This window comes from Streptomyces sp. NBC_00414, assembly GCF_036038375.1.
Classification (GTDB): Bacteria; Actinomycetota; Actinomycetes; order Streptomycetales; family Streptomycetaceae; genus Streptomyces.
In genome coordinates this window covers 10,222,603-10,248,544 of sequence record NZ_CP107935.1, presented here as the reverse complement: position 1 = coordinate 10,248,544, position 25,942 = coordinate 10,222,603, and the positions used below count along the sequence as shown (strand labels likewise).

Here is a 25,942-nt window from a genome sequence, read left to right as displayed (position 1 = left end):
CGCGGACGGCGTGCGCGCCAAGGCCGACGAACAGGGCAACGCTGCGCGCAGTTCGATGCAGCACAAGACTTGAGTCCCGACACGAGGCGCGCGGGTCCACCCGCGCGAGGCACTTGGCCGACGCTGGACGCCACTTCCCGCGTTTCCTCGAACCGAACGCACCGCCGGTGGGCGGGCCCGAAAACCGGCCCGCCCACCGGTGGTCACCGGCCCGTGGACGAGGTGATGCGGCCGGGCAGGTTCGACGGGGTGAGCAGCCCGGAAGGGGAAGGGGAACGCATGATCTGCTCCAGATCACGGCGTACGCGCTCGGCCTCCCCGCGTACCTGCTGGGGGATGTCCCCGCGCTCGGCAACGAGCCGACTGTAGATCGGGGTCTCCTGAAACATGGTGCGCTCTGCCTTCACTCGGACGAGTGCCCAACGATACGTGTACTCGTCCTACCGGTCCGAGGGCAGGGCAGGCGAAGGGCCGTCTCTCCCGTGTGCTGACCTGCTGCGTCTGCTGCGTCTGCTGCGTCTGCTGCGTCTGCTGCGAGAGGGTGGGGGGCAGTCCGACGTCGTTCCCCGTCTGACGGCCTACCCGCGCGGCGAGTTCCTCACGGGCCCTTTGCTCACAGCTCATTGCCGGTGCCCGGAGTCTCGGATCGCAGGCGCGCGGCCGGAAGGGCGTGCACGCCGGAGGTCGTGCTTCAGTCGCGGGGGATGGACCGCTCGATGAGCGCAACCGTGGCGCGGGGGTCGTCGACCTCGATGACGAGGCGGTCGTAGGTGTTGGCATCGACGAGTTGGATGACCACTGCCTTCTCCGGGTTCTTCACGTACCAGAAGAGGTGTTCGCCGTCGTGACGGAAGTGACCGGCGGTGATGACGCCTGGGACATGGGTGCCTGCGAAGCGGAGGCCCATCCACCCGCGGGCTATGCCTGGGTCGTGCGTGGCGCCGCGTACGTGGGCGAGAGGGATCTCCAGGCTGCTCTTGAGGGTCCAGAGCTTGTCGAGGCCCTGGAATTCGGCAGTCAGCGTCGCCTGTTCACGGTCGATGGTGATGCGAGCCATGTCAGTGCTCCTTCGTGGTGTTCGGCTGGGCGCGCAGGCGCAGGCGGGTGCCGAGGACGGTGGAGGCGAGGCGGGGGGCCGCGTCGCCGTGTGTAGGGCGCAGGGCGTCCTCAAGCGCGCAGATGCCTTCCGTGACCAGCACAGCGACGTCCGGATCGTGGGGGGCACGTTCCGCTGCGGCGAGGAGGAGAAGCCCGGCGGCCGGGCCGTTGTCGTACGAGGCGATGGCTGCCGCGAGTGCCTGCTGAGGGTCGGTGAGGCTGGCGATGGCGGCAGCGGTGGGATGGATCTCGTGGTCGAGGTGGCTGCGGAGAACGGTCAGATGCAGGCCACGTTTGGAGCCGAAGACCTTGTACAGGCTGCCCCGGTGGACACCGGTGGCCGTGACCAGGTCGTCCACCGAAGTGCCCTCGTAGCCGTGGGCAGCGAAGACAACGGCTGCGGCGGTGACAGCCTGATCCGTGTCGAAGGCGCGTGGTCGTCCCATGCCCGTAACCGTACGCAATAAGAGAACGATCAGTCAAGAACGACCGTTCTTTTATTCGGGCCGACGTGGCGAAGTCGATCCTTCGAGGGTGGACAGAGCCGATGGGGCGTCAGCCCGGTTGCTCGAAGCGGCAGTTGGAGACGGGCGGCAGTCGCAGCCATCAGGACTCCGTGCGCGCCCAGGTACGTGCCCGCGCGCCATGGCGAGCCCAGGGGACGCCCCGCACACCGATGGGCTTGTGTCCTCTCGAACGGCAGGCCCTTGACGAGTGCGGACCGATCCTCAGTACACGGTGAGGCCGAAGTGCGACACGACCTCCGCGACGGGCTGGTGGTAGGAGATCCCGCCGGAGGTGCAGTTGCCGCTGGATCCGACCAGGAAGCCGACGGCCAGGGTGCCGGAGTACGCCGGGGCCCCCGTGTCGCCGGCCTCCGCACATGTGGTGGACCGGACCAGGCCGTAGACAGTGCCCTCGGAGTAGTTGACCGTGGCGTTCACCGCGGTCACCCTCCCGCAGTGGACACCGCTGGTACGACCGACGTGGCAGAGCGACTGCCCGACCGCCGGGCTCGCCACCCCGGTGATGTCCTGGTAGACGCCCCCGCCGAGCGCGATGTCACCGGGCAGGTTCAGTGTGGCGGACGTGTAGCGGACCACCCCGTAGTCGTCGATGGGGAAGGACGCGCCGGCGGTGACCCCTACCTGCACGGTGCGGGCCGCGTCGGCGTACCAGGTCGTGGTGTGGGTGCCTGAGCAGTGGCCGACCATCACGCCGTAGAAGACGCCGTTGCTCCTCGCGTTGAAGCCGATGACACATTGCGCGCCGGTGGCCGCGTAGAGCATGGTGCCGCCCCGGATGGTCGTCACTTGCAGGGCGGTGGCGGACGGAACGGTGCCGAAGAGCAGGGTGACCACAGCCATCACGGCTGTGGTCAGCATCGCCAGGCAGGTGTGCAGACGTCTCACGGCCCCTCCCAGGGTCATCGGTGGTCCGGTACCGAGCAGTTCCCTCATGGTGAAGGTACGACGGGCGCGGCGACAGACCTTGCGCCACGGCGGCAGGCAACACGCCTCGTACCGGAACGACTTCCGCAGCGCGGAACGGACCACTGATCCACACGCGGGGCTGCTCTTCGCGTCGACCGGTCAGGCGACAGGCGGGTTGAACCGGGAGTAGTCCTGGAGTTCCCATCGCAGCGGGCTGGCGTGGTCGACCTGCACCACGCTGTCGATGTCGAACTCGACCACGCGCAGCGCCCCTGAGTACGCGGCGGCACTGCGGGGGTCCCAGTCGATCCTGCCGGTGCCGGTGAGTTGCAGGGTGTGGCCACGCTCCCAGTCGAGAAACAGCAGGCCGCACGCGGGGTCGAGGTGCAGATTGCCCAGCGTCATGTAGAACTGGTTGCCGGTGTAGTCGGGCCAGCGCAATGTGCGGGATCCCGCGACGGTGACGAAGCCCGGCATGCCGCCGCGGTGTGACGCGTCGGCGCCGTGCTCGGCGGTGTGGCTGGCGATGAAGAAGGTGTCCGCCTGCTCGATCCAGCGCCGCTGGACGTCGCTGAGTTCCTTGCCGGTGCGGGCTTCCCCGGGCGGCGTGGCATCGGCGGACTCGGTGATGACGCGCTTCTGCAGGTATTTCGGGCAGTTGCCGAACACTTGCCCGGTGGTCATGCGCAGGCCGGCGCCATGGCGTCCGGCCACGCCGTTCGCGCGGATACGGCGCTGGGTCTGCGGATGCAGGGCGAGCACGCCGACGGCACGTTCCGCGTCAAAGGCATGGTGGAGCGGATCACCGGGGGCGGGCAGCGCGCGGATGTCGAGGGTTCGGTCGTCCACCGGCCGGGCGAAACCGGGATGTCCCGTCACGATCGACGACCAGACGGCGCCGGTGTCGTCGGCGGCCGCGACGATCAGCATCTGCTGGGCGCGGATGAAGGGGTGGAATCCGTGCGGGATCTCCGGGCCGAACATCGGCGATCCCCATCCGGGGCCACCCTCCTGAGCCCTTTGCTGGACCGCCTGCTCACCAGCGTGTTCTGCGCGCACTGCCATGAGATGCCTCCTTGATCAGCGTGCGAGCAGGTCGGGCAGCTCACCCAGGACCTGCTCGAAAACGGAAGGGTCGTCCAGGACGCGCGCCACCACCAGAGCACCCTCGATACGGATGAGGGCGGCACGCGCCCGGCGCTGCGCGTCCTGTTCGGCCGCACCGGCCCGGACGGCGGCGCCGGCCATGGCCTGGAGCCACGCTCGGGCGAGCCGGGCGGCGTGGGCCCTGATGTCCTGCGGCGCCCCGATCAGTGTCATCGTGTCGAGGACGCAGGCCATCCGGCCGTCCCTGTAGACGAGTGCCATCCGCCGTGCCATCTCGGCAACGCCTTCGGCGACGTCCGGTTCCGAAGCGAGCAGCTCGAAGATCTCGCCGAAATGGGACTCCATGCTCGTGAGGACGGCGGCCGCCATGGCCGGCTTCCCGTCCGGGAAGCGGTGGTAGAGGCTCGCGCGTTGCAGCCCTGTTGCCCGCGACAGGTCGGACAGTGATGCTCCGGCGTACCCGTTGGCCCGGAAGACCTCGGCGAGCCGGGCATGGATCACTTCATCGTCGACACTCGCCGTCCGTCCCATGCTGTTACTTTACCGAACGTTCGGTAAAAAACAAGTGGCGGCGTTCCACACGGCCGTAGCGGGCGATCGTTTGGGACAGCTGCTTTCGTCCTCAGCCTCGGCTGGCGACAGTTCTCAGCAGGGATAGCCCCCGCCTCACCTTCCTGAAGGGCCTTGGCATTCACGGCTAGGACTCGCCGAAACCGGTCTGAACCGTGCCAAGTTCAAGGTCGGCACCCCGACCGAAGCCCTGTTCCGGATCGTCCACGCCGACACCCTGGCCACAACCGGCCAACGGCAGGCGGCACTCACCGAAGCCAACCGAGCTCACCGCACCGTCGTGCCGGCCGACAGTTCACACGCCGGCCAACAGGACTTCTGCCACGTCTGCGGATAGCGGCACGTGGACGACGTCGTCACCGACCGGCCCAGCGCCCACGTCAGCCGGTGGTGCCAGGACACCAGTTCTGGCACCACCACCCCGAGACCGCGTCGGCCATGTGCCGCCACAGCCCCTGCAGCGGCCCAGGGCACATCCGCCATGCCCGTACGGCACTTCGGTGCGCAGTACGCCGACTGCGTACGCTTGCGCACGGAGACTGGCGCCCCGCAGGTGGGACACCGTCCCTGCGCCCCGTCGGCGTACTGGGCAAGGTGGCACTTTCCAGCTTCACGGAACTTGCCAGAGCCGCTTTCCGCGAGTACGCCGACAACCCGGCCCGCACTTCCGAATTCAGTTCACCGCGGCTACCTCGCTTCGACGCGGCCCCATGGGGTGGGCTGGGCGGCCAGGGCTGCGCAGGCATCGGTCCAGGCGGGATCGCTCGGGTCCATCGCACTGCGGAGGTAGGCCCAGACGAGTGCCCGCAGCGCGGCTACGCGTTCGGGGTTCTCGTCGGTGGTTTCGGCGGCGTCGTATCCCGAGACGCCACCGAGTATGTGCTCGGCTTCGAAGAGGGTGAGCAGCGTCTTGTTCTGGCCCGGACTCCGCCAGTAGGCGTCGGCGCGCCATGTCTTCCGCTCGCTGAACACCGGGTTGTGGTCGTTCTCGCCGACGACCACGAGAGACTGCTTGGTCATCTGCGAAAAGGTCGTCCCGGCCAGCTCGGGGAAGCGTTCCGCGGCCGGCGCCGCGAGATCCTCACCCGCGCCCGGGCCGGCCATGATGACACTGGCTGTGATCCGCTCGTCGCGCAGGTCGAAGACGGTGCCGTCGTGAGGGTCGGTCACGGTCATGCCGGAGAGCATCCCGACGGTGTGGCCTCCCATCGAATGCCCCACCGCTGCGATCTTCGTCCGATCCACCCGGCCACGAAGTCCCGGCACGATCGATTCGATGTCCTCAAGGTGGTCGAGGATGAAGTGCATGTCTTCCACCCGCGCACGCCAGAACAGCGGGGCTCCGGCCGACACGTCGTCGCGCAACCCCAGGCCGGGGAAGTCCAGGTGACTGGGCTGCAGGACAACGGCTCCGTGAGCGGCCCAGAAGTTGGCGAGCGGACCGTAGCCGTTGAGAGAGGCGAGGAAGTTCGATGCCCCATGGCCGTGGGAGAACAGGATGACGGGCAGGTTCTCCCCGCCGACCGGTGCGGAGACCTTGATATCCAGCGGAACCGGGCGGCCAGGCACGCTGAACGTCACCGGGCTGTAGGTGACGACGGGCTGGGCGGCGTTGACGGGCAGGCCGGCGGTTTCGGTGAACGGAGTATTCATGATGATGGTCCTGACTGGTTTGGAAAGTGGACGTGTTCCGCAGCCGAGGCGCGCGGAGGATCGCGGCCGCCCGCGGTGACCGAGGCGCCGATGGCAGCCAATGCCTTCGGTACGACGGCGCCGAATCCGGTGTGTCCGGCAGCGAGCATGATGTGGTGGCCGGTGAGGTCCACTCCGCGCGGGATGTCGTCGACCGTCGAGGTGGGGTCGAACCCTGACTCCAGCAGCTCCTGCTGGTGCTCGACCCGTTGGTCGATGTCGTGGCGCGCTTGTCACCGGGAGATGGAGAGGTTGAAATGCGCGGTTCCCAGGGACCGGGCGGTGGCGAAGAACAACGGTGCGGCGTGCTCGGTGGCCAGGGCAGTCTCGACGCCGCCCAGGTCGAGGATGGAACCGCGGGGCCATCCCAGGTCGGCGAGCAGGTCGGTGACGACGGTCTTGGCCGCGACGTCATCCCCGCTGACGAAGGCGGTCGCCTGCGGGAGGGAGGCCAGCGGGTCGACCATGATGGTGAAGTTCATCGTGTTGAGCGTCTTCACCACCCGCGTCCGTGGGAACCGCTTCTGCATCTGCTGGGCCACACTGTCACCGGGGTAGGCCATCGTCATCTGCGGGGTGAACGCAGCCGACGGGTCCAGCACCACCTTCTCGCCGAGGACGTCTTCCCCGATCTCCTTCAGAGTGGTGACGACTTCGGTGCCGGGAAGTGCGGTGACAACCACGTCGGCTGAGGCGACGGCTTCACGGTGGGTGAGGGTTCTTTTCTCACCGGCACGCGTGCGCGATCCGTAGACGACCTGATGACCGGCAGAGGACAGCCGGGTGCCGAGTGCCGTGCCGACCTTGCCGGTGCCGAGGACAGCGATGTTCATGAATTTCTTCCTGTGGGGGTGGTGGGATGCACGACGACGTGTCACGACGACGGATGAGCGATGGATGAGCGATGAAGACCTTCTGCAAGTGGGTCGCGCGGGGGTGAACCTCATGTCGGAGTCAACCGGCCACGGCATCCGCAGGGCTCAGCCAGGAACTGCCGTCCGGTTCTTCGGTGGCGTCACCAAGGGATGACGCCCGCGTCCTCGAAGAACCCGCCGGAGGGACCGCCGTCGGTCAGGGTCGCCAAGCGGATCACGGTCGCGGCACCTTCCCGGGGGCTGCGCACACCGCGGAAGCCGTTGAGGTCGGTGGCCACGACCCCTGGGCACGCGCAGTTGACGAGGATGTTCGTCTCGGCCAGTTCCTGCACGTACTGCAGGGTTACCGCGTTCAGGAAAGTCTTCGAGGGACGTAGGCCACGACGACGGGACCGGTGGTGGAATCGCTGCCCGGTCCGGACCGAGAGGTCAAGGAACCGACGCTGCTGGACAGGTTCACGATCCGCGGTGACGGTGCACAACGCAGCAACGCCAGCACGGCGTTGATGACCCGGAGGACGCCGATGACGTCGGCCTCCACGACCGTGCGGATGACGGCGGGGTCGACGGTGCTCGGCTGCTGCGGCTACCCGCCGGTGATCCGGCATTGTTGACGAGGGCGTCCAGGCGCCCGACACGTTCGGCGATCAGTTCGGCCCCCTCCCTCGGCGACGCTGCGGTCGTCGGTGACGTCCAGCGGGACACCGAAGGCGTCGACGCCCGCCGCGCGCAGTCCGCGACTGCCTCATCGCGTCGCGTCCGGTCGCGGGTACCCGCTCCGACGCTGTGGCCCAGCGTGCCCAGCTCGGCCGCGATCTGGTAGCCGATGCCCTTGTTCGCCCCGGTCACCAGAGCGGTCTTGCTTGCGGTCATGTCAAGAATGCTGCGGTCGGGACGGGTGCGGCGTCCAACACCGTATGGGTCTTGAGCGATACCGCAGAGGTATCGATGAAGAAGGACTCGCGAGTAGCCTGATCGAGTGGAGACCCGGGAGTTGCACTACTTCATCGCCGTCGCCGAAGAACTTCACTTCGGCCGGGCGGCCCAGCGCCTGGGCATCGCCCAGCCGCCGCTGTCGCGCGCCATCAGCCAGCTCGAACGCCGACTGGGCGCCGCGCTGCTTCAGCGCACCAGCCGTTCGGTGACCTTGACCGAAGCCGGCACCGTCCTGCTGCACGAAGGGCGCGTGGCTCTGGATGCGGTGGAGGCCGCGGAGCACCGCACCCGACGCGCCGCCCTCGCCGCGGCCGGTGAGCCAAGCATCGTCTTGGCCACCAAAACCGGCGCCTCCAGCCAACTACTGGCGAAACTGCTGCACGCCTACGCCGCCGAACCAGGTTCCGTACGCGTCGACGTCGTGCTCTGCGGTCCCGGCGAACAGGGACGGCTTCTGCGCAACGGCCGGGCGGACGTGGCGATCCTCCACCAGCCCTTCGACGACACCGCGGGCTTCGACACCGAAGCACTCCTCACCGAGGGGCAGATCGCGGTCCTCCCGGCCGGGCACGTACTCACCACCAGCAAGGACCTGCGCCTTGACGACCTGACCGATGTGCCGGATCTACCGGCACCCCGCTGGCCCGGACCTGACGGAACCTACCCGGCCGGGCCCGGCCCCGAAGCGCAGAGTCATACGCAACTCCTGCAGCTCGTCTCCCTCGGCCGGACGTTGATGACGGTACTGGATTCCTGTCGATCGCAGCTGCGTGACGACGTGGTCGCCGTACCGATCGTGGACGCACCGGCGGTCACCACGGTGATCGCCTGGCCCCCGCACAGTCGTATCCGTGCCGTCGCCGACCTCGTACGGACCGCCCTCTGTCTCTAGGCTCGACCACCGCCCAAGGAGACACGTCGTTTCTTGTCCACTATGACCGCGGTGGCCTTGCGGCCATACTGGACGATGTACGTCTCACCATCGTCGTATTGGCTGGTGACGCAGTCGTTGGGCTGGCACCGGCCAATGGCCGAGCTCGGCAGCCGTCCTACCTTGCCTGCGAGGACCGGCCACCTGTCGTCTCTGCCACTCCGCCATGAAGTCCGCCATAGAGCCTTCCTGCCAAGGGTCTACAGGTACGAGATCCTGTCGAAGGAAGATCAGTGCAGTTGGCCACCCGGATAGGGTCGCCGGCATGCGCCTCGCCCTCTTCGACCTGGACGGCACCCTGGTCGATCGCACGGCTGCCTTCGCGGACGCCATAGCCACCCTCAGCCACGACCACGGCTACGGCCCGGACATCGAACACTGGCTGCTCACCGAACTCGCCGACCGAGCCGACCGCAGCGACTTCGACCGCCTCACCGCCACCTTCGACCTCAACGAGTCTGCCGGCCATCTGTGGCGCGTCTACGTCGACCGCATGGCAGCCGCCGTCACCTGCCGCCCCGCCGTCCTCACCAGCCTGACCCACCTCAAGACGGCCGGCTGGAGTATCGGCGTCGCCACCAACGGAGCCAGCGACATCCAGCGCGCCAAGATCCGCGCCGCCGGCCTCGCCGACCTGATCGACGGGATCGCCGCCTCCGGCGACATCGACGTCCGCAAACCCGACCCTCGGCTCTTCGAACTCGCCGCCGCACGATGCGGCACCCAACTCACCCCCGGCGACTGGATGACCGGAGACAACCCGCACACCGACATCACCGGTGGCCACAACGCCGGCCTGCGCACCATCTGGGTACGCGGCCGACCCTGGCCCGACGGACTCACCACACCCCACCACACCGTGGACGACGTCACCGACGCCGTCGACTACCTCCTCACCCACTCCGCGGAGCAGCCCTGATACCCAGCAGCCCGTCGTCGGCATCCTCCACCCCGGCAGCATGAGCGCCGCCGTCGCCCCCTGCGTCGCACCCAACGCCGCCGCGGTGCTGTGGTGCCCGGCCTGCCAAAGCTCGTCGAGCGTCGCCCGTGCGAGGCGATACGGCCTGGAGCCGGTCGGCACCCTGCCCGAACTCCTCGACCGCGCCGACACGGTGATCAGCCTCTGCCCGCCCGTGGCAGCCGACGGCCTCGCCCCGGAAGTCGCTACCCACGGATTCGGCGGCTGGTACGTCGACGCCAGTGCCATCAGCCCCGAACGCATGCTGCGCATCGAGGCCCTGATCACCCCAAGCGGCAAACCGTCATTGACGGCGGTGTCATGGGTCCGCCGCCCACCGGTGGCAAGACGCCGACCTTGTTCCTGTCCGGACCGACCGCGGCCTCCGACCGTATCGAAGCCCTGTTCACCGGCACCGACCGTCCGCACCAGAACCCTGGGCCACACCCGTCGCGCTCAAACTCGCCTACACCAGATTCCAGAAGACCTCACTGCTCATCGTAGTGATTTCCGTCGGCCTGGCCCGCGCACACAGCGTCGACCAGGATCTCCTCGACATCACCTTCCGGCACGGCGACTCGTACCCTGGCCGAACCCGAATACCGCCAAGACCGCGACACGCGCCTGGCGATGGGGGCCAGAGAGGAAGAAGCCTCAGCCCCCCTTTCGGCTGGCTGTGTCGCTTTCGAGGGGAGTCATTTCGAGGTGACTTGGGGATTCGTTTCGCGGCAGCAGGCAAGATCAGAGTCAGCGAATTTTAGGTTCTGGCACAGATCTTGGGTAGCGGTCGCGGAGGGTGACCACGTCGCCGGTATGAACGCCGTCATCGCCGTTTGCGGCTGGTAAGGCGTTCATACCGCCACCCCACGCCCAGCGGACACCCGGGTCATGCCTCGACTCTGTCGCCACATTTTTCGGGAGTTGTTTGTTCGGTGCCAACCGCTCGAAGGCGAACAACGCGCGGCTCGCTATATCTAGGTCAGGCAGTGCAGGAGGCATTGCCATCCGTGTGAGCCAGGAGAGCTGATGACCAGGAAACTTCTTGCTGCCGCTGCGGCCATCTCAAGCCTCGTAGGCGGCCTGGCTGCCGGCACAGCCGCGCCCGCCTCAGCGTCTTCGGCGGCGACCGTGTGCGCTGAGCGCCATCTCTGCATGTGGGAGGACACGTACTATCAGGGAGACATGTACCTCAACATATACATGGACGCTGAGGCGAATATAGGCACCGTCGGGGAGATCGACGGCTGGGACGGTGACAACGAGATCAGCAGCCTCTCGAACGGAACTCGTTTCTCCATCGCCTTGTACGACGGTGATGGCGGCACGGGGGAACGCTTGAGGTGTTACAGTCCCCGCCTCGATGTCCCGATAGTGATACCCAACGACAGGGCCGAGAGCTACAAGGTCCTTAGCTACAACGGCTGTTAGCCCACGCTTGCCGGGTACCGGGCCTATCAGGCCGTGCCCCGCATCTTTGTACGGATGCGGGGCACGGCCTTCCGCTCTTCGGTGTCACAGTTATGCCAATACATGCTTGCGCCGCAATGCCCTCTGCGACATGCCCTCTTGATGGTCGCGGAGGATCGCCGCGTAAAGATCGATCTTCGACTGCGACACCCCATACGGCCCTCAGCGGCAGACGCACAACCACCGTCCCATCACCAGCCCCTGAGTGACGTCAATACAAACCATCATCGCGAACTCGGCCAGAAGGCGACTTCCCGAATCCAGCTCGAAACGGCCCCCGTGCTGAGACACACAGCGTGCGGCCGCCGGCCTGCCCCGGACATGCTGCGCGCAGCTGCGTCCACGCCGGAACGGTGGACCGACACGAAGGACGACCACAAGTTCACGCTCACCGACGCCCTCGCCGACTTATCCAGCCGTAGCCCCGGGTCATGCCGAGGCGACAGCCACCCGCGCGTGCAGCAGGTCGTCGACGAGCCGGACGATCCTTCATGTCGGTCTTGCGGCCCAGGACGGCCTTAACGATGACATCCAGCTCGCCGCCGACGTCCGAGAACTCGCCTGAGTCACTCTCGGTGCGCTGACGGGCGTGTGGCACCCCTCTTCGCTGAGGTCGACTTCGGCGCTTGCACCGCCCTATGCGACACCCGACGGAACTCTACCCGCGGTCCGGCCAGGAGAGTTCCCACAGTCAGGCCCGAAGAGCGCGGACCGGCCCGAAGGACCGGTCCGAGTCCGCCGACGACGTGTACAGAAAGGCCCGGTTAACCGGAGCACGTCATTCGATCGGGTGGGGTCGCCGTCCCGTTTCGTAGGCGTGTCGCCTGCCCGTCCGCCCTGGACCTGCCGCAGCGGCCAGGAATGCATGTTGCGGGCATTGCCGGACACTTCGGCCGGTAGCAGCATGCGCGTATGACGGGACCCGCTAGACGACCGGGAGGGCCGCTATGGAATCCGATACGGAAATAGGGCTGCGCCGCCCCGAACTGGACCAGCGCGTCGCGGCTGCCGGGGGCGCCAAGCTCCCCGGGGACCTGCCCACAGAGCCGCACTTCTCCGCACTGCTCGACGAGTGCACGGCGTTGCTCGGCCACATCCAGTTCATCGAGACGCACGACGGACTGACGGCCGAAACCACGGTCGGCAAGAACTCCAGGATCACCTACGACCCGGCGTTCTCCGCGGGCCGCGCGTACACGGACGACAGCCCCTGGCGCACCGCCGCGCTCCTGCACGAGATCATGCACGTCAGCACGTACGAACAATATGTGAAGCCCACCGACCCGCAGACGCTGCCCCACTGGCTGCATACCACCTTCGACTACTCGGACGAGCCCGGCTGCCAGCTGAAAGACCAAGTAGCCGTGGTGGAGGCGAATCTGACGTCGCTCCACAAGCGCGCCCTCGCCGACAAGGAACTGGACGTCGCCCTGCGCGCGCACGTGGCCTGGCGCTTCGAGTACGCCTTCGTCACGTCGCTGTCGCACTACGACACGGTCCTGCTCGACCTCCTCGTCTACCTGCGACTGAAGGGGTACACCCACAAGAACCCGTTCTACGCCTACGTGACGCAGTTGTCGGAGGAAGCCCGTGAGCGCCGGATCTCCCCGGGTGACAAGGCCGTCATGACCATTCCCTGAGCCCCGGCGCCATACGCGAACGGCCGGATCCCCTTCCGGAAGAGAAGGCACCCGGCCCCTTTCACGGTCCGGTACGCGGCGGTCAGCCCTCCAACACCCATCCCGTCCGCTCACCCACGAGGGCCACCGCCGCGTCCCGGGCCGCGGACGCCTCGTCAACGGACCGCGTCCGGTCCCCGACGAGGAAGCGCAGCGTACGCCGGCGACCGGCACCCCTCACCGAGCTGATCGGCGTTGTCGTACACGCCGAACAGGCGGCAGGACTCCAGTAGTTCACCCGCGTTCGCGCAGCACCGCCTCGACCTCAGCGGCCGGGACGATCTCACCCGTCACACGTTCATGGACGCCTTCGCGCGCCGGGGCGCACCCTTCGTCGCGGGCCTGCGCCACGTGCAGGAGTCAGGCGAGCCGCACCCGGACGCGGACGGGACAGAACTGGCCGACCTCACCGTGGCCGCCATCCAGGATGGCCACCTGCCGGCCCCGCTCCCCCGCACACCGGACCAGTTCGGCAACCGTGTCCGCACCGGCCAGTACGGGATCTGTGCCTTCAACTGCGCAGAGCCGCAGGCGGTCCTGGACCGACCGAGCGACCGTCCGCCCATACGCGTCGATCGTGTCGGCAGCCCGACCGATGCCCGCCATGAACTGCGGTCACCGTCAGGCCAGTTGATGTTCAGCGGGAGCGGGGAGCTTGCCCCACAGTACGGAGGCCACGACAGCATGCCAGTAGTCGCGGCCCTGCCTACTTGCGCACGTAAAAGCGCAGCATGGTGACCCCGCCCGACTGGACGTTGCTGAACGGTTCCAGGTCGATCCGGTCGAGGCCCGGCGGCGCGAAGCGGACGCCGTCTCCGAGCAGCACCGGCAGCACATACACCAGGATCTCGTCGACGAGGCCGTGCTGCAGGCACTGGGCGGCCACGTCGGCCCCGAGGATCTCCAGGTTCTTGTCACCGGCGGCGACGCGTGCCGTCGCCACGGCTTCCTCGATGTCGCAGGTGAGGAAGGTGACGTTGGGGTCCGGCTCGTCGGGCGGGCGGTGCGTGAGGACGAACTGCGCCCCGCCGTCGTAGTCAGGGTTCTCGTCGGACATACGCTTGCCGACCTCGTACGTGCCCCGGCCGATGAGCATGGCGCCCGTGGCCGCCATGACCTCCGGGAATGTCGCCGACGTCATGTGCTCGAAGATCCAGTCCATCGAGTGGCCGGGGCCGGCGATGTACCCGTCGAGGGACATCACCCTGTTCACGACCACCTTGCCGATGCTCGCATCCGTCATGCGTCTTCTCCAAACAGGTGGAGGGCCGGGATCGCATCATAGATCGGTGAGCAACGTCTTCTCCGGCGACAGCCACGACCTGGACCTGTCCAACGGCGCCACCGCGGTGTTCACCGACGTGCTGATGCCGGCCGTGTCCGATCTGTCGTGGTCGAATGGCGGCCAGAATCAAAGCTCCTGCAAGGCGGCCGATTCTTCGGTTCAGGTTCCCTCTGCACCGTCGGAATGTTCTGAGGCCGCACCGGAGCAGGAGGCACCACCCGCTGGACTGCGGCATCTTGTCCGGCACTACCCGCTCCATCATCGCTGTAGCGGCCGCCAGCACAATGAGCGTGCCAGTTGAGGCGACTTCTCATTCCTCGACCTCAGCGGCATGGCCGTCAAGGCAACTGCCTTGCCCTGAATCGGCCCCCCGTTCGGCAAGGGCCGCCCCTGAAGCCTCGGGGCCTGCGCCCAGCATGCGGCGATCGGTCACAAAGATCCTCGTACGGGCGCACCGAGTCAGGATGCGGTCGGTTGCCTCGGTCTCGGGCATCAACCGTGGCGCAAGAGTGAGACCGCGTCATGACCGCCGGGAGGCCCCAACAGGCGTACCGCACACGGCGGACCGGGGCAGCGGGGGCCGCGCGGCCGCGCCGTGCGAACGCGTCGGCCGTTCTCCGACCGCCTCGACGTCACCGGCCCCCGCTGGAGACCCAGCGGAGGTCGCGCACCCCCGCGTCCAGGCGCTGTACGAGACCTGGGGGTTCCGCGGCGTCGGGGACCGTCAGCCCTTCTCGGATTCGCCGCTCCACACCGTCGTGCTCGCGGAACTTCCCCTGGCGTGAGCGCCTGTTTGTGACCCTTGACGGGCGTAAGTGAAAGCGGCGCAGGCGGCCCGGTGCAGGACGTGTGCACTGCAAAAGCTTCCGACCCGGACACCATGACCACAGTGCCCGGGTCGATGCGCCCTCAGCAGATATCGAGGCGATTGAAGTCGTACGTCGCGTAGTCCGGGAAGTTGTAGATGTTGCCGTCCGGGAGGGCGTGGAACGCGTACGTGGGACCCCAGAAACGGACCTGGGCTCCGCCCGTCTGGTTGTTGCGAACAGAGAGCGCGTCGACGAAGTTCGAGAGCGAGCGCTCATCGCACTTGAACAGGTGGAAGATGCTGTGCTTGCCGTCGCCCTGACCAACCGCGACACAGGCGATCCCAGATGCCAGGGAACACGTGAGCAGCTCGCTGTTCCGCTGGGCGCCCGACACATCCCGCTTTACCCACTCGCCTGAGAACAGCGGGTAGATCTCCGGAGTCCATGCGGCCGTTCCGGTTGCGACGTTCGGGGCTGCCTGTGCTGCCTGCGCTGGTGCCTGCGCCGCCAGCGGAACAAGGACCGCGGCGATCATCGTCACGACCATCGCAGCCGTCCGCCGTCTGAGTCTGCTCATTCCCATTCGATCTCCTCCATAGTCGCACTCAATGCAGCCATCCCCACGGCGAGATGCCCTCACCACGGCTGCTGCTGTCACCCGACCGGAGCGCCCACATCTCCCGCCCCAGACGCCGTAGCGGCCGCACGCTCCCCGGTCAGCGCCTCGAACCGTAGATCTCCCCAGGGATGCCGCGCCCCTGACAGATGTCAGGGCCGCGGCATTCGGGGCGCCGCCGGGGCAGTGATGGTGCCGCTCTGCTGCCAGGGCCCAGCGGCCAGCCCAGGCTGCGGGCGTAGAAGCCGTTGCGCAACGTGTTCCAGGCGACACTGGATTGGGCGAGAAGAGCTGCTCGGTGGCGGCGTGGTCGCGGGCGGCTGGAAAGGGCTGTCCCCTGCGGCGCCCTGGTGGCTAGTGGCTGGTGGCTGGTGTAGAGGGGTGCTCCGGGCTCCCGCTGCGACGGCGGCATCGATGCCGACGCGGTGCAGCGCGACCGCGTCGGCATGCGGGTCGTTGGAGGAGACGAGCAGGACCTGCTCTGCGCCCTCGAAGGAGTGCCGCAGCGCGGCCGGGGTCGGTACGGTGATCGCCGACGGAGGCATGCCGCTGCGCTACGGGCCCGAGGGCGAGGTGCACCTGTCCTCGCCCCTCAAGGAGGCCTGACGCTTCACCACGGAAGGCCTCGGGTGCGACTACGTCCTCGGACACGGCCTCCCCACGGACGTCCCGCTGATCCGAGTAGCCCGTGGCGATCGCTACGGAAGCCTCGCCTTCCTCTCATCGGCGCGGAACTTCAACCCCCTGGCCGCGATGGCGGGACGGCGGGACGGGTCACGCTCGCCGAGGTCGAAGAGCTGGCCGAGCCCGGCGAACTCGGTCCCGGCGAGGCGCATCTGCCCGGCATCCATGTCCATCGCGTCGTCGTACCGACCGCCGGACAGGCCACGTCGAGGGCGTCGAGAAGCTGACGGCCCGAGAGGTGACCGTATTCGGCTGACACGCCCACCCGCCGGTTCGCGGTCGGGCCCGTCGATGTGACGCGGATGAAGGCGGAGCGGGCTGCCTCGGCCGTGGCAGGTCCAACGGCTTGCTGGTTCGTTCCGGCTGCACCGCCCGCCGGGCCCGTTCGGTCCTCTGCGGATCGGCTCCACACGCAGTGCGCGGACGCAGTTCCGCGGCTTCGGTCCAAGGCCGCACCGCCGTGGCGGTGCGGCCTTTCATTGCACGTCCCGCTCCCCCGCCGTGCTCAAGCGGCCCATACGGGCAGAGGCACCGGTCCGGCGGGCGGGGCGCGGGTCGGGCGGACAGGGCCGATGGTCAGACAGTGGGCCGAGGAGCACGCAGATGGACGCGCTTCGCCAGTTCCTCCTCGTCGACCAGTTCGAGCATGGGCTTGCCCGGCGCGCACAGCATGGTCACCACGAACCGGGTTCGTGCGTCCGCCAGCGCGTTGCCGTCCTGGTAGTGGATGACGTCGCCGCCGGGCTCCCAGAAGGTGCCGCCCGCCTCCACGACGCGCTCGGGCTCACCCTCCAGCTCGAAACGGACCGCGCCCTCGATGACGTACCCGAAGGCGGGACCCGAGTGCCGGTGCGGTGGAGTTCCCGGGTCGCCCGGCTCCCAGTCGACGTGGATCGTCATGGCCGAGGCACCCTCCGGGACGGTGATCGGCGAGGCATCCTGGAGCATCTTGGCGGCGGTCATCCAACCGGCCGCCGCCCCCTCCTGCTCGTCGGTCCCGTGCATGTGTCCTGCGTGGCTCTCTGACACTGTGTCGCACCTTCCTGGGCAATCGAACTGCTCGGCTCTTCACAGGAATGACCGGGTGCGCGGCGGATCTGTGACACGGAGCGCAGCGCCGGGTTCCACCTCGTCGGGTGCTGTCGAGTCAGCGCCGAATGGTGTCACACCACCTGCCCGTGGACGGTCAGAGGAGCGGCGGGTACGCACACCCCCTCCCCCTCCCCCTCCCCCGCCATCGCCATCGCCATCGCCATCGCCATCGCCATCGCCATCGACGGGAAGAGGCCGAAGAAGATGAGAGTCGTTGTTGCAGGAGCCACCGGGCTGATCGGGTCCAGGACGGTCGCCGGACTGCGGGACCACGGCGTGGAGGTCCGCCCCCTCTCTCGCGCCGAAGGGGTGGACGTCGTCACAGGCGAGGGACTTGCCGCCGCCCTGCGCGGCGCCGACGTCGTGGTGGACGTCACCGACGCGCCGTCCCGCGCTCAGAGCACGAGTGTGCGGTTCTTCGAGGAGGCGACCGCCAACCTCTTGAAGGCCGCCGCCACCGCTGGTGCCGAGCACTATGTGGCCTTGTCCCTGGTGGGCGCCGACCGTGCGCAGGCCGGCTACTTCCACGCGAAGGCGCTGCAGGAGGAGCGGATACGGCGCTCGCCGATCCCGTACTCCATCGTGCGTGCCACGCCGTTCTTCGAGCCCGTGGAGGCCCTATCGCGCTCGACCGCCCACGCGGACGGTGTGCACGTGGCGCCCGTCCCGGTACGGCCCGTGTCGACGGACGACGTCGCCCCCTCGGTCGCCCATGTGGCCGTGGGGGTACCGCTGTTCGGCGTGCTTGAGGTCGCGGGCCCCGAGGAGCACCGTCTCGACGACCTCACCGCCAAACTGCTGGCCGCCCGGGGTGCCTCGCGCGAGGTCGTATCCGATCCGCAGGCCCCCTTCTTCGGCGCACTGCTCGACGAGCGGACGCTGCTTCCCCGGGCCGACGCGCATCTGGGCCATGGGTCAGTCGATCGTTGGCTCGCCGGTCGATGACGCCAACGGCGGCGTCCGTTCCAGGCGTCCAATCCAGGCGTTCGGTCCAGGCGTTCGTCGCGATGGACGCCGGAGACGAACGACTGGAACGGACGCCTGGAATGGGTCAGCCGTCACGGCGGCAGGCCCGGGCCGTCGCGGCCACGGATGTTCTGTCGTCGCGTCCGCGCCGACGTGGGCCCGGACGAGTTCGGTGACTGTGTCGGCGGTGCGGTCAAGGTGGCTGCGCCCGTCCGCCGACCGGGTCGTCGGGCTGATGTAGCTCCGCGGGCCGACATGCGGGGCGGGGTCGGGCCGGTGCACGGTGATCTTTCCCGCGCGGACGGTCAGGTTCCAGCCGCTGCGCCGAAACAACGTCCGGCGCTGCGAGAGGATTCAGGACCTGACCCGCTCCACCCAGGCGCTCGCACTGGTGAGACGAAGATCTGCATGCGTTGTGCACGATCAGCAGCAGTCCCACGCGGCGGCGCAGCCACGCCCACACCGGGCGGTCGGCGAGCGGGTCGGCCGGGGGCGAGCAGGGCTGCACCTGGCCCAGCACCCGCAGTTCCGGTGCTTCGGCACCACCACGACGCCGGCCGCGGCGGCCTGCCGGGCCGCCGGGCCGCCGGCGCCGGAACGTAGGCGGTCACTCCCCCGTCGACGAACGTGCGGCCCCACGGTCGACCGGGGGCAGGGCTCCGGGAATGGCCGCGCCGGCCCGCGGCACGGATTCGAGGTCGCCGTGGTCGAGCAGTGCCCGAGCCGGTGAGCTACGCCCCGGCGCCCACCACCGCGCCCACCCGGCGGGCAGGGCGTCGAGGCCATCGGAGTCCGCGAGTGTGGGCCCCCGGGGTAGTCGGCCCGGCGGGTCGTGTTCCTGCCGGGAGCAAGCCTCATCACGCATCCTCTTCTCCGCCGCGGAGCGTCGAGTTGCCTCACCGGCCAGGACCGGATGACAACACTCGCTGTGACACGGAAACCCACTGTTCGCGGGCGTGCCCGCGGCGAGCAGGGTTGCCCGAGGATTTTTCAGGAGGCCGCTGTAGCATGAGCGATCTCCAGAGGAGGAGAGGCACGGATGCACACCGGGGATGACGTCGGTTCGCTTGAGCTGGCGACGCGGCAGTTCGTCGCCGTGCGTCCTCAGCTCTTCGGCATCGCCTACCGCGTCCTGGGCAGCGCCGCGGAGGCCGAGGACGTGTGCCAGGAGACATGGGTCCGGTGGCAGAACGCCGACCGCTCGGACATCGCCGAACCGGCGGCATTCCTCACCACCATCGCCACCCGTCTCGCGATCAACACGGCCCAGTCCGCCCGGGTGCGGCGCGAGGCGTACGTCGGACCGTGGCTTCCGGAGCCCATCGACACCAGCCCGGACCCCCAGGTCGGAGCGGAGCGTGCCGAGGCGGTCGAGATGGCAGTTCTCCTCCTGCTCGAAAAACTGAACCCCGTGGAGCGGACCGCCTACGTGCTGCGGGAGGCGTTCGACTACCCCTACCGGCAGGTCGCCGACATCCTGGAGACCAGTGAGGCCAACACCCGTCAGCTGGTGAGCCGCGCCCGCAAGCATCTGGCGGCCGAGCGGCGGGAGCAGGTCGACCGGGCAGAGCACCGGCGACTGCTGACGGTGTTCCTCACCGCGGCGCAGACGGGCGATCTCAAAGCGCTGGAGGACGTTCTCGCGGCGGACGTCGTCAGCTACACCGACGGGGCCGGCATGCGGGGCGCGTCGCGGATCCCGGTCGTCGGGATCGCGCATGTCTCCCGCTACCTCGCTGCTTTCGCACCCCGTTTCTGGCCGGAGTCGGACGTCCGCTGGGTCGAGGCCAACGGGCGCCCGGCCGTTCTCGTCCTGTCCGGCGGGAACGCTGTCGCCCTTCTCTCCGTCGACGTCTCGGCGGAGGGTATCGACCGGATCATGTGGGTGATGAGCCCCGCCAAGCTCACGGCCTTCGTGGCGTCGCAGGAGATCTGAGCCCGTCACCGACGGGCGGGGGCCATGGTGGCCGCCTGGGGCAGGCCGTGCCGTCTGCCGGTGTCACGACGACCGTGCCTCGCCGGTCGCCGCACGCCCACAGACACACGCACGGGCAGGGCGATCTTCACCGGTGTGCCCGTGCACGCTCGACACGCCGTGTCACAAACCTCCGGAGCTGCCGGTCGTACTGGACGACTACCCCAGCGATCGGAGCAATCGTGGCTACCACCGAAAAACGTCTCTCCACCATGGTGCTGGTGATCGGTACGGGCGGGGCCGGACTGCGGGCGGCGATCGAGCTGGCCGAGTCGGGCACGGACGTCCTGGCCGTCGGCAAGCGTCCCAAGGAGGACGCGCACACGGCCCTGGCCGCCGGGGGCATCAACGCCGCCCTGGCGACCATGGACCCCGAGGACAGTTGGCAGCAGCACGCCGCGGACACGCTCAAGGAGAGTTACCTGCTGGCCGATCCCCGTACCACCGAGCTCGTCACCCGGGGCGCGGCCCTGGGGATCGATGACCTGGAGCGCTACGGCATGGCCTTCGCGAGGGAGGAGGACGGCCGGATCTCCCAGCGTTTCTTCGGCGCGCACAAGTTCCGGCGCACCGCCTTCGCCGGTGACTACACGGGCCTGGAGATCCAGCGCACGCTGATCAGGCGGGCCGGCCAGCTGAAGATCCCCATGCTCGACAGCGTGTACATCACCAGGCTCCTGGTGCACGACGGCGCCGTGTTCGGGGCCTACGGCTTCGACCTGACCGACGGACAGCGTTACGTCATCCACGCGGACGCCGTCATCCTCGCGGCGGGTGGCCACACCCGTATCTGGCGGCGGACGTCCTCGCGGCGCGATGAGAACACCGGTGACTCGTTCCGGCTGGCCGTGGACGCCGGTGCCAGGCTGCGCGACCCGGAGCTGGTGCAGTTTCACCCGTCGGGGATCATCGAGCCGGAGAACGCGGCCGGCACGCTCGTCAGCGAGGCCGCGCGGGGCGAGGGCGGCGTCCTGCGCAACGCACTCGGTGAACGGTTCATGAGCCGCTACGACCCCGCGCGCATGGAGCTCTCCACCCGCGACCGCGTCGCCCTCGCCTCGTACACCGAGATCAAGGAAGGGCGTGGCACGCCCAAGGGCGGCGTGTGGCTGGACGTCTCGCATCTCTCCCGGCGGACGATCATGGAGCGGCTGCCGCGGGTCTACCAGACGCTGCTGGACCTGCAGATGCTGGACATCACCCGCGAACCGATCGAGATCGCGCCCACCGCGCACTACTCGATGGGCGGGGTCTGGGTCAGGCACGACGACCACAGCACCGACGTGCGCGGCCTGTACGCCATCGGAGAGGCGTCGAGCGGCCTGCACGGCGCCAACCGGCTCGGCGGCAACAGTCTCATCGAACTGCTGGTCTTCGGCCGCATCACGGGACAGGCGGCGGCCGCCTACTCCCGGGAACTGACCGCGCAGCCGCGCTCCGCGGCAGCGGTGGCACGGGCGCGCGCCGAGATCGACGACCTGCTCGCGGCGGACGGGCCGGAGAACGTACGCGCCCTGCAGCGCGCCATCCGCAACACCATGACCGAGCACGCGGGTGTCGTACGCGACGAGGCGGGGCTGACCGCCGGGCTGGCCGAACTCGACGCGATCGAGAAGCGGATGGAGGACGTCGGCGTCCATCCCGACATCGCCGGTTTCCAGGACCTCGCGCACGCCTTCGACCTCAAGTCCGCGGCCCTCGCGGCCCGGGCCACCCTCGAGGCGGCGCTCGAACGCCGGGAGACCCGCGGCTGCCACAACCGCAGCGACCACCCGGACTCGGATCCCGCGCTGCGGGTCAACCTCGTGTGGTCGCCGAGCACGGGCGTCACCCGCGAGAGCATCGCGCCCGTGCCGGACGAGATCGCCGCTCTCATGGAAGACGTGTCCATCGACGGAAAGCTTGTGGAATAGCGCGCCGGTTTCGCCTTTCCAGCCCTTTTCCGTCACAAGTCCCGCAGCTGCCCTGTCTTATCTGATGTAGATGCCATCAGGCTGATGCAAGAACATCGAAAGGGTTCACCATGAAGGTCGTAGTAATCGGCGGAACAGGTCTTGTCGGTTCCAAGCTGGTCGCCAGGCTCACCGAACACGGTCACGAGGCGGTGGCCGCCGCTCCCAACACCGGCGTCAACACGTTGACCGGTGAGGGCCTGGCCGAGGTGTTGCAGGGTGCCTCTGTCGTGGTCGACGTCTCGAACTCCCCCTCGTTCGAGGACAACGACGTCATGGAGTTCTTCCGCACCTCCACCACCAATCTCCTGAAGGCGGAGACCGACGCCGGTGTGACCCACCATGTCGCGCTTTCCGTGGTCGGCACGGAGCGGCTCCAGGAGATCGGCTATTTCCGTGCCAAGCAGGCTCAGGAGAAGCTGATCGAGGACTCTGGAATTCCGTACTCCATCGTCCACGCGACGCAGTTCTTCGAATTCATGAAGGGCATCACCGCCTCGGCGACCGAGGGCGACACCGTGCGTCTCGCGCCCGTCAGGATCCAGCCGATCGCGTCCGACGATGTGGCCGCCGCCGTGGGCCGCACGGCCGCCGGCGAGCCCCTCAACGGTGTGCTGGAGGTCGCCGGACCCGACGCGTTCCAGCTGGACGAGCTCGTCCGCAAGGCGCTCGCCGCCAAGAACGATCCGCGCACGGTCGTCGCGGACCCGAAGGCCCCGTACTTCGGTGCCGTGCTCCAGGAGACGACCCTCCTTCCGGGCGCCGACGCGCGAATCGCCGAGACCCGCTTCACCGACTGGGTCGCCCAGCAGCGGTGACGAGGACTGAACGAAGGGCGGCCTCCCTGTTTCAGGGGAGCCGCCCTTCGTTGTTCGCAAGTGCCTCCTTCGTTGTCGGCCGCACGCAGAAGGGGCAGGAAGGTTCCTGCCCCTCGGCGCTGCGTGACCACGCGGCGGGTGCGGATTCAGGAAGGGGGCTGCTCGCCGTCCCACTTCTGTGAACCGTCACCGTCAGGCACATGCCTGCCGGTGATCTCCGTGTATTCACGGGCGGTGGGCTTGCGGACCTGCGCGCCGGCGCCGTGGAGGGCCCGGCTGATCCCGATCCGCAGGCGCTGGGCGCGCTCGGGCGCGGGCACGGGTGTGCCGTACACGGCCCTGGCCGCCGGCACCACGGCGAGCGGCGCGTACTGCTCGTGTGCCGTGAGCACGTGCAGCTCCTCCTGGCTGAGCGGCTCGTGCACTTCCACGAACTCGCCGTTCGGCAGGCGCTTGACGACGCCCGTCTCACGACCGTGCAATACCTTGTCGCGGTCGCGCAGCTGGAGGCCCAGGGCCCACCGTTTCGTGACGAAGTAGACGATGAGGGGGACGACGAAGAGGCCGACGCGGACCGCCCACGTCACGTCATCGACCGAGACGTGCAGCCGAATGGCGATGATGTCGTTCGCGGCGCCGATCAGCGCGACCAGGTACACGCTCAGCCATGACGCGCCGAGCGCGGTGCGCACGGGCCTGTTGCGCGGCCTGTCCAGCAGGTGCTGTTCACGGTCGTCGCCGGTCGCCCATGCCTCGATGAACGGATAGGCACCCATGGCGAGGAAGAGGCCGACGCCCACGAGCAGCGGGACGAGGTTGTCGAGGGCGAGGGTGTGGCCCCAGAAGTCGAGCTCCCAGCCGGGCATCACACGCAGGAGACCGTCGGCCACGCCCATGTACCAGTCGGGTTGTGAGCCCGCCGAGACCTGGTCCGGCCGGTAGGGCCCGTAGTCCCAGACGGGGTTGATCTGCACGAACGCCGCGATGAAGAAGATGAAGCCCGAGACCAGGAAGAAATACCCTGCGGACTTCACCGCGTACACCTTGAGCGGAATGCCCACGACGTTCTCGTTCGTGCGTCCGGGACCGGCGTGCTGCGCCGGCCGGTGACGGACGGACAGTGCCGCACGGGCGACGAACAGCGCGGCGATGAGGGCCGGGAGGACCAGAACGTGGATGGTGTTGAATCGGGCCACCAGGTCGTTCCCCGGGAACTCTCCGCCGAACAGGAACATGGAGAGGTACGTGCCGACGATCGGCACGGAGAGGATCGTTCCGTTGACCACCGCGAGTCCGGTTCCGGACAGGAGGTCGTCCGGCAGGTCGTATCCGGTCAGTCCGCCGAACATCGCCAGGATCAGCAGCAGGAAGCCGAGCACCCAGTTGATCTCGCGGGGCTTGCGGAAGGCACCGGTGAAGAAGAGGCGCAGCATGTTGGCGAACAGGGCGGCCACGAAGATGAGAGCCGCCCAGTGGTGCGCCTGGCGGATGAGCAGGCCGCCACGGACGTCGAAGGAGATGTGCATCGTCGAGTCGAACGCCTCGGACACCAGTAGTCCGCGCAGCGGCTCGTGGCTGCCCCGGTAGACCACCTGCTCCGACGACGGATGGAAGTAGAAGGTCAGGTAGACGCCTGTGACGACGAGGACGAGGAAGCTGTAGAGACAGATCTGCCCGAGCATGTACGACCAATGGTCCGGGACAGCCCTGCGCAGCGTGACGTGCGCCAGAGTGCGGTGTCCCAGCCGGGCGTCCGCCCAGTCGGCGACCTTCTCGCCCGTACGACCCCGCCGAGGTTCCGCCGCCCCGGCTGCTTGCGCCTGTTCGGTAGGCCCACCTGCTTCGACCGGTCGGTCCTTGCGGCTCATCTTCGTACCTCGTTCCGTTGCGCGTACCGCCGTGACCTGCTACCAGTACGACCGTGCGGTTCACGAAGGTGTGACGGGCAGTTCCGGACAGTGGCCGCGACAGAACACCGTGTTGTCCAACCGGGACCGAGCCGTGTCACACGTTCTGCGCCTGACCGGTCAGGGTGCCAAACACACAAGGGAAAAGTGGGTGCCGTATGGATCACGATGGTGCGGTGCCGGTCGCGGAGCTGCTCGACGAGCGACGGCAGCTGCTGGACATCGCGTACTGGGTGACGGGTGACAGCGGGGCGGCCGAGGAAGTCGTCGCGGAGACCTACCGGCGCTGGTACGCCCTGTCCGCGCCGGAGCGGAGGTGCGTCACGGCACCCCGCGCCTGGCTCGTGCGGGTCGGCGGCGCCATCTGCCTGTCCCGTCCGACGCTGCCGGGGCCGCGGGACGGGCACTGCGAAGGTACCGGTACGCCAGGTACGACCCCCGGGCGGCGCGGGGCGTCGGCGAAGGAGGTCGGTGCCGTGTCGCCGGCCGCGCTGGACCGTCCGAGTCCCGCCGAGCGGACCGCGCTCGTGTGCGACGACGCCCTCGGAACGGTCCCCGGCACGGTCGCGGAGGGCGTGGGGCGCACCCTCCCCGAGCGCACCGAACCGGCCGAGTCGGCCGACCGGGCTCGTGAGAGCCTCCCGATACGCCGCTCACGGCCCACCACCGCGGAGCGGCACGACACCGTGGTCCGGGCCGTCCGACAGGCCTGCGTCACGGAGGACCCGGCGTCCCTGGCGTCCCTGCTGGCGCCCGACGCCATCGCGCTCTTCGACGGCGGCGGCAAGGTCCGCGCGCTGACCGAACCCGTCCACGGCAACGAGCGGATCGCCCGCAGCCTGCTGACGCTCCTCGCCCGGCGTCCCCGCACCACGCTGCACACCCATTCCGTCAACGGCCGCACCGGACTCGTCGTCCGCTACGACGACCAGGTGGCCGCGGTGATCGGCCTCGACGTCGCGGGCCACCAGGCCGTTCAGGTCTGGGTCGTCCTCAACCCCGACAAACTTCGCTCGTGGAATCAGCAGGACACCACCGGACGTCGTTGAGACCTGCACCCGCGGCTCCTCCCGCCTGCTTCTCCCGTCTGCT

The 25,942-nt window shown here is 68.5% G+C and carries 28 protein-coding genes and 2 pseudogenes; 12 read left to right on the top strand and 18 right to left on the bottom strand.

Annotated features, from left to right (window positions below; all coding sequences use genetic code 11):
• Window positions 1-203: 203 nt before the first annotated feature.
• From OHS59_RS43905 to OHS59_RS44690, 10 genes are all read right to left on the bottom strand, one after another.
• Window positions 204-389, bottom strand: a complete 186-nt coding sequence (locus tag OHS59_RS43905) for a hypothetical protein (protein WP_328498933.1) — start codon at window positions 387-389, stop codon at window positions 204-206.
• Window positions 390-691: 302 nt separating this feature from the next.
• On the bottom strand, window positions 692-1,057 hold the full coding sequence (locus OHS59_RS43900) for a hypothetical protein (protein ID WP_328498932.1): 366 nt from the start codon (window positions 1,055-1,057) through the stop codon (window positions 692-694).
• A 1-nt stretch (window position 1,058) separates the two neighbouring features.
• A complete protein-coding gene (locus OHS59_RS43895) occupies window positions 1,059-1,544 on the bottom strand; it encodes a TetR/AcrR family transcriptional regulator (protein WP_328498931.1) in 486 nt (161 codons plus the stop codon).
• Window positions 1,545-1,826: 282 nt separating this feature from the next.
• Window positions 1,827-2,510: a S1 family peptidase gene (locus OHS59_RS43890; protein ID WP_328498930.1), complete on the bottom strand. Its 684-nt coding sequence runs from the start codon at window positions 2,508-2,510 to the stop codon at window positions 1,827-1,829.
• Between the two features lie 180 nt (window positions 2,511-2,690).
• Window positions 2,691-3,596 carry a pyridoxamine 5'-phosphate oxidase family protein gene (locus tag OHS59_RS43885; RefSeq protein ID WP_328498929.1) on the bottom strand — a complete coding sequence of 302 codons (906 nt, stop codon included), beginning with the start codon at window positions 3,594-3,596 and terminating at the stop codon, window positions 2,691-2,693.
• 15 nt (window positions 3,597-3,611) lie between these two features.
• Window positions 3,612-4,169, bottom strand: a complete 558-nt coding sequence (locus OHS59_RS43880; protein ID WP_328498928.1) for a TetR/AcrR family transcriptional regulator — start codon at window positions 4,167-4,169, stop codon at window positions 3,612-3,614.
• A gap of 726 nt (window positions 4,170-4,895) precedes the next feature.
• A complete protein-coding gene (locus OHS59_RS43875) occupies window positions 4,896-5,861 on the bottom strand; it encodes an alpha/beta hydrolase family protein (protein WP_328498927.1) in 966 nt (321 codons plus the stop codon).
• Window positions 5,862-6,133: 272 nt separating this feature from the next.
• Window positions 6,134-6,847: an NADPH-dependent F420 reductase gene (locus OHS59_RS43870; RefSeq protein WP_328498926.1), complete on the bottom strand. Its 714-nt coding sequence runs from the start codon at window positions 6,845-6,847 to the stop codon at window positions 6,134-6,136.
• 68 nt (window positions 6,848-6,915) lie between these two features.
• Entirely contained in the window at window positions 6,916-7,107 is a 192-nt protein-coding gene (locus tag OHS59_RS44695) for a hypothetical protein (RefSeq protein WP_443061603.1), read from the bottom strand.
• A gap of 124 nt (window positions 7,108-7,231) precedes the next feature.
• A complete protein-coding gene (locus tag OHS59_RS44690) occupies window positions 7,232-7,648 on the bottom strand; it encodes an SDR family NAD(P)-dependent oxidoreductase (protein WP_443061602.1) in 417 nt (138 codons plus the stop codon).
• A gap of 106 nt (window positions 7,649-7,754) precedes the next feature.
• On the opposite strand from OHS59_RS44690, the gene OHS59_RS43860 reads away from it, so the two are divergent.
• The 4 genes from OHS59_RS43860 (at window position 7,755) to OHS59_RS43845 (ending at window position 12,707) form a co-directional block, all read left to right on the top strand.
• Window positions 7,755-8,603 (top strand): LysR family transcriptional regulator, encoded by an 849-nt coding sequence (locus tag OHS59_RS43860; RefSeq protein ID WP_328498925.1) that lies wholly within the window; start codon window positions 7,755-7,757, stop codon window positions 8,601-8,603.
• 304 nt (window positions 8,604-8,907) lie between these two features.
• Complete coding sequence (locus OHS59_RS43855) at window positions 8,908-9,561, top strand: HAD family hydrolase (RefSeq protein ID WP_328498924.1); 654 nt, start codon at window positions 8,908-8,910, stop codon at window positions 9,559-9,561.
• A gap of 1,065 nt (window positions 9,562-10,626) precedes the next feature.
• Window positions 10,627-11,028 carry a peptidase inhibitor family I36 protein gene (locus OHS59_RS43850; protein ID WP_328498923.1) on the top strand — a complete coding sequence of 134 codons (402 nt, stop codon included), beginning with the start codon at window positions 10,627-10,629 and terminating at the stop codon, window positions 11,026-11,028.
• 986 nt (window positions 11,029-12,014) lie between these two features.
• Window positions 12,015-12,707: a hypothetical protein gene (locus tag OHS59_RS43845; protein WP_328498922.1), complete on the top strand. Its 693-nt coding sequence runs from the start codon at window positions 12,015-12,017 to the stop codon at window positions 12,705-12,707.
• An 82-nt stretch (window positions 12,708-12,789) separates the two neighbouring features.
• Here OHS59_RS43845 and OHS59_RS43840 read toward each other — a convergent pair.
• The 3 genes and pseudogenes from OHS59_RS43840 to OHS59_RS43830 form a co-directional block, all read right to left on the bottom strand.
• A pseudogene (locus OHS59_RS43840) lies at window positions 12,790-13,040 on the bottom strand (phenylalanine--tRNA ligase subunit beta); the annotation flags it as partial.
• Window positions 13,041-13,106: 66 nt separating this feature from the next.
• Window positions 13,107-13,352, bottom strand: a complete 246-nt coding sequence (locus OHS59_RS43835) for a hypothetical protein (RefSeq protein WP_328498921.1) — start codon at window positions 13,350-13,352, stop codon at window positions 13,107-13,109.
• Window positions 13,353-13,452: 100 nt separating this feature from the next.
• Complete coding sequence (locus OHS59_RS43830) at window positions 13,453-13,989, bottom strand: dihydrofolate reductase family protein (protein ID WP_328498920.1); 537 nt, start codon at window positions 13,987-13,989, stop codon at window positions 13,453-13,455.
• A gap of 46 nt (window positions 13,990-14,035) precedes the next feature.
• Between OHS59_RS43830 and OHS59_RS43825 the strand changes: the two genes are divergently transcribed.
• Window positions 14,036-14,332, top strand: a complete 297-nt coding sequence (locus OHS59_RS43825; RefSeq protein WP_328498919.1) for a hypothetical protein — start codon at window positions 14,036-14,038, stop codon at window positions 14,330-14,332.
• 358 nt (window positions 14,333-14,690) lie between these two features.
• Window positions 14,691-14,816: pseudogene (locus OHS59_RS43820) on the top strand (GNAT family N-acetyltransferase); the annotation flags it as partial.
• A gap of 124 nt (window positions 14,817-14,940) precedes the next feature.
• Here OHS59_RS43820 and OHS59_RS43815 read toward each other — a convergent pair.
• The gene (locus tag OHS59_RS43815) at window positions 14,941-15,387 is read right to left on the bottom strand and encodes a hypothetical protein (protein WP_328498918.1); all 447 of its coding nucleotides are present in this window, start codon (window positions 15,385-15,387) and stop codon (window positions 14,941-14,943) included.
• Window positions 15,388-15,870: 483 nt separating this feature from the next.
• Between OHS59_RS43815 and OHS59_RS44685 the strand changes: the two genes are divergently transcribed.
• Window positions 15,871-16,062: a hypothetical protein gene (locus tag OHS59_RS44685; protein WP_443061601.1), complete on the top strand. Its 192-nt coding sequence runs from the start codon at window positions 15,871-15,873 to the stop codon at window positions 16,060-16,062.
• 92 nt (window positions 16,063-16,154) lie between these two features.
• Here the strand turns inward: OHS59_RS44685 and OHS59_RS44680 are convergent, their stop codons facing one another.
• The 3 genes from OHS59_RS44680 to OHS59_RS43800 all read right to left on the bottom strand — a co-directional run bounded on the left by OHS59_RS44680 (window position 16,155) and on the right by OHS59_RS43800 (window position 17,462).
• The gene (locus OHS59_RS44680; protein WP_443061600.1) at window positions 16,155-16,313 is read right to left on the bottom strand and encodes a hypothetical protein; all 159 of its coding nucleotides are present in this window, start codon (window positions 16,311-16,313) and stop codon (window positions 16,155-16,157) included.
• A 403-nt stretch (window positions 16,314-16,716) separates the two neighbouring features.
• Window positions 16,717-17,145, bottom strand: a complete 429-nt coding sequence (locus tag OHS59_RS43805) for a cupin domain-containing protein (RefSeq protein WP_328498917.1) — start codon at window positions 17,143-17,145, stop codon at window positions 16,717-16,719.
• A gap of 158 nt (window positions 17,146-17,303) precedes the next feature.
• Window positions 17,304-17,462 (bottom strand): hypothetical protein, encoded by a 159-nt coding sequence (locus OHS59_RS43800; RefSeq protein WP_328498916.1) that lies wholly within the window; start codon window positions 17,460-17,462, stop codon window positions 17,304-17,306.
• On the opposite strand from OHS59_RS43800, the gene OHS59_RS43795 reads away from it, so the two are divergent.
• The 4 genes from OHS59_RS43795 to OHS59_RS43780 all read left to right on the top strand — a co-directional run bounded on the left by OHS59_RS43795 (window position 17,437) and on the right by OHS59_RS43780 (window position 22,943).
• Window positions 17,437-18,177 (top strand): SDR family oxidoreductase, encoded by a 741-nt coding sequence (locus OHS59_RS43795; RefSeq protein WP_328498915.1) that lies wholly within the window; start codon window positions 17,437-17,439, stop codon window positions 18,175-18,177. The two genes, OHS59_RS43800 and OHS59_RS43795, sit on opposite strands and share 26 nt — an antisense overlap.
• A 1,060-nt stretch (window positions 18,178-19,237) precedes the next feature.
• Window positions 19,238-20,134: an RNA polymerase sigma-70 factor gene (locus OHS59_RS43790; RefSeq protein WP_328498914.1), complete on the top strand. Its 897-nt coding sequence runs from the start codon at window positions 19,238-19,240 to the stop codon at window positions 20,132-20,134.
• A gap of 251 nt (window positions 20,135-20,385) precedes the next feature.
• Window positions 20,386-22,086 (top strand): L-aspartate oxidase, encoded by a 1,701-nt coding sequence (locus tag OHS59_RS43785; protein ID WP_328499583.1) that lies wholly within the window; start codon window positions 20,386-20,388, stop codon window positions 22,084-22,086.
• Window positions 22,087-22,196: 110 nt separating this feature from the next.
• Window positions 22,197-22,943 carry an SDR family oxidoreductase gene (locus OHS59_RS43780; RefSeq protein ID WP_328498913.1) on the top strand — a complete coding sequence of 249 codons (747 nt, stop codon included), beginning with the start codon at window positions 22,197-22,199 and terminating at the stop codon, window positions 22,941-22,943.
• Between the two features lie 146 nt (window positions 22,944-23,089).
• Here the strand turns inward: OHS59_RS43780 and qcrB are convergent, their stop codons facing one another.
• Complete coding sequence (gene qcrB, locus OHS59_RS43775; protein ID WP_328498912.1) at window positions 23,090-24,811, bottom strand: cytochrome bc1 complex cytochrome b subunit; 1,722 nt, start codon at window positions 24,809-24,811, stop codon at window positions 23,090-23,092.
• Between the two features lie 197 nt (window positions 24,812-25,008).
• On the opposite strand from qcrB, the gene OHS59_RS43770 reads away from it, so the two are divergent.
• Window positions 25,009-25,899, top strand: coding sequence for an RNA polymerase subunit sigma (locus tag OHS59_RS43770; RefSeq protein ID WP_328498911.1), 891 nt, complete (start codon window positions 25,009-25,011; stop codon window positions 25,897-25,899).
• The last annotated feature ends 43 nt before the right edge of the window (window positions 25,900-25,942 follow it).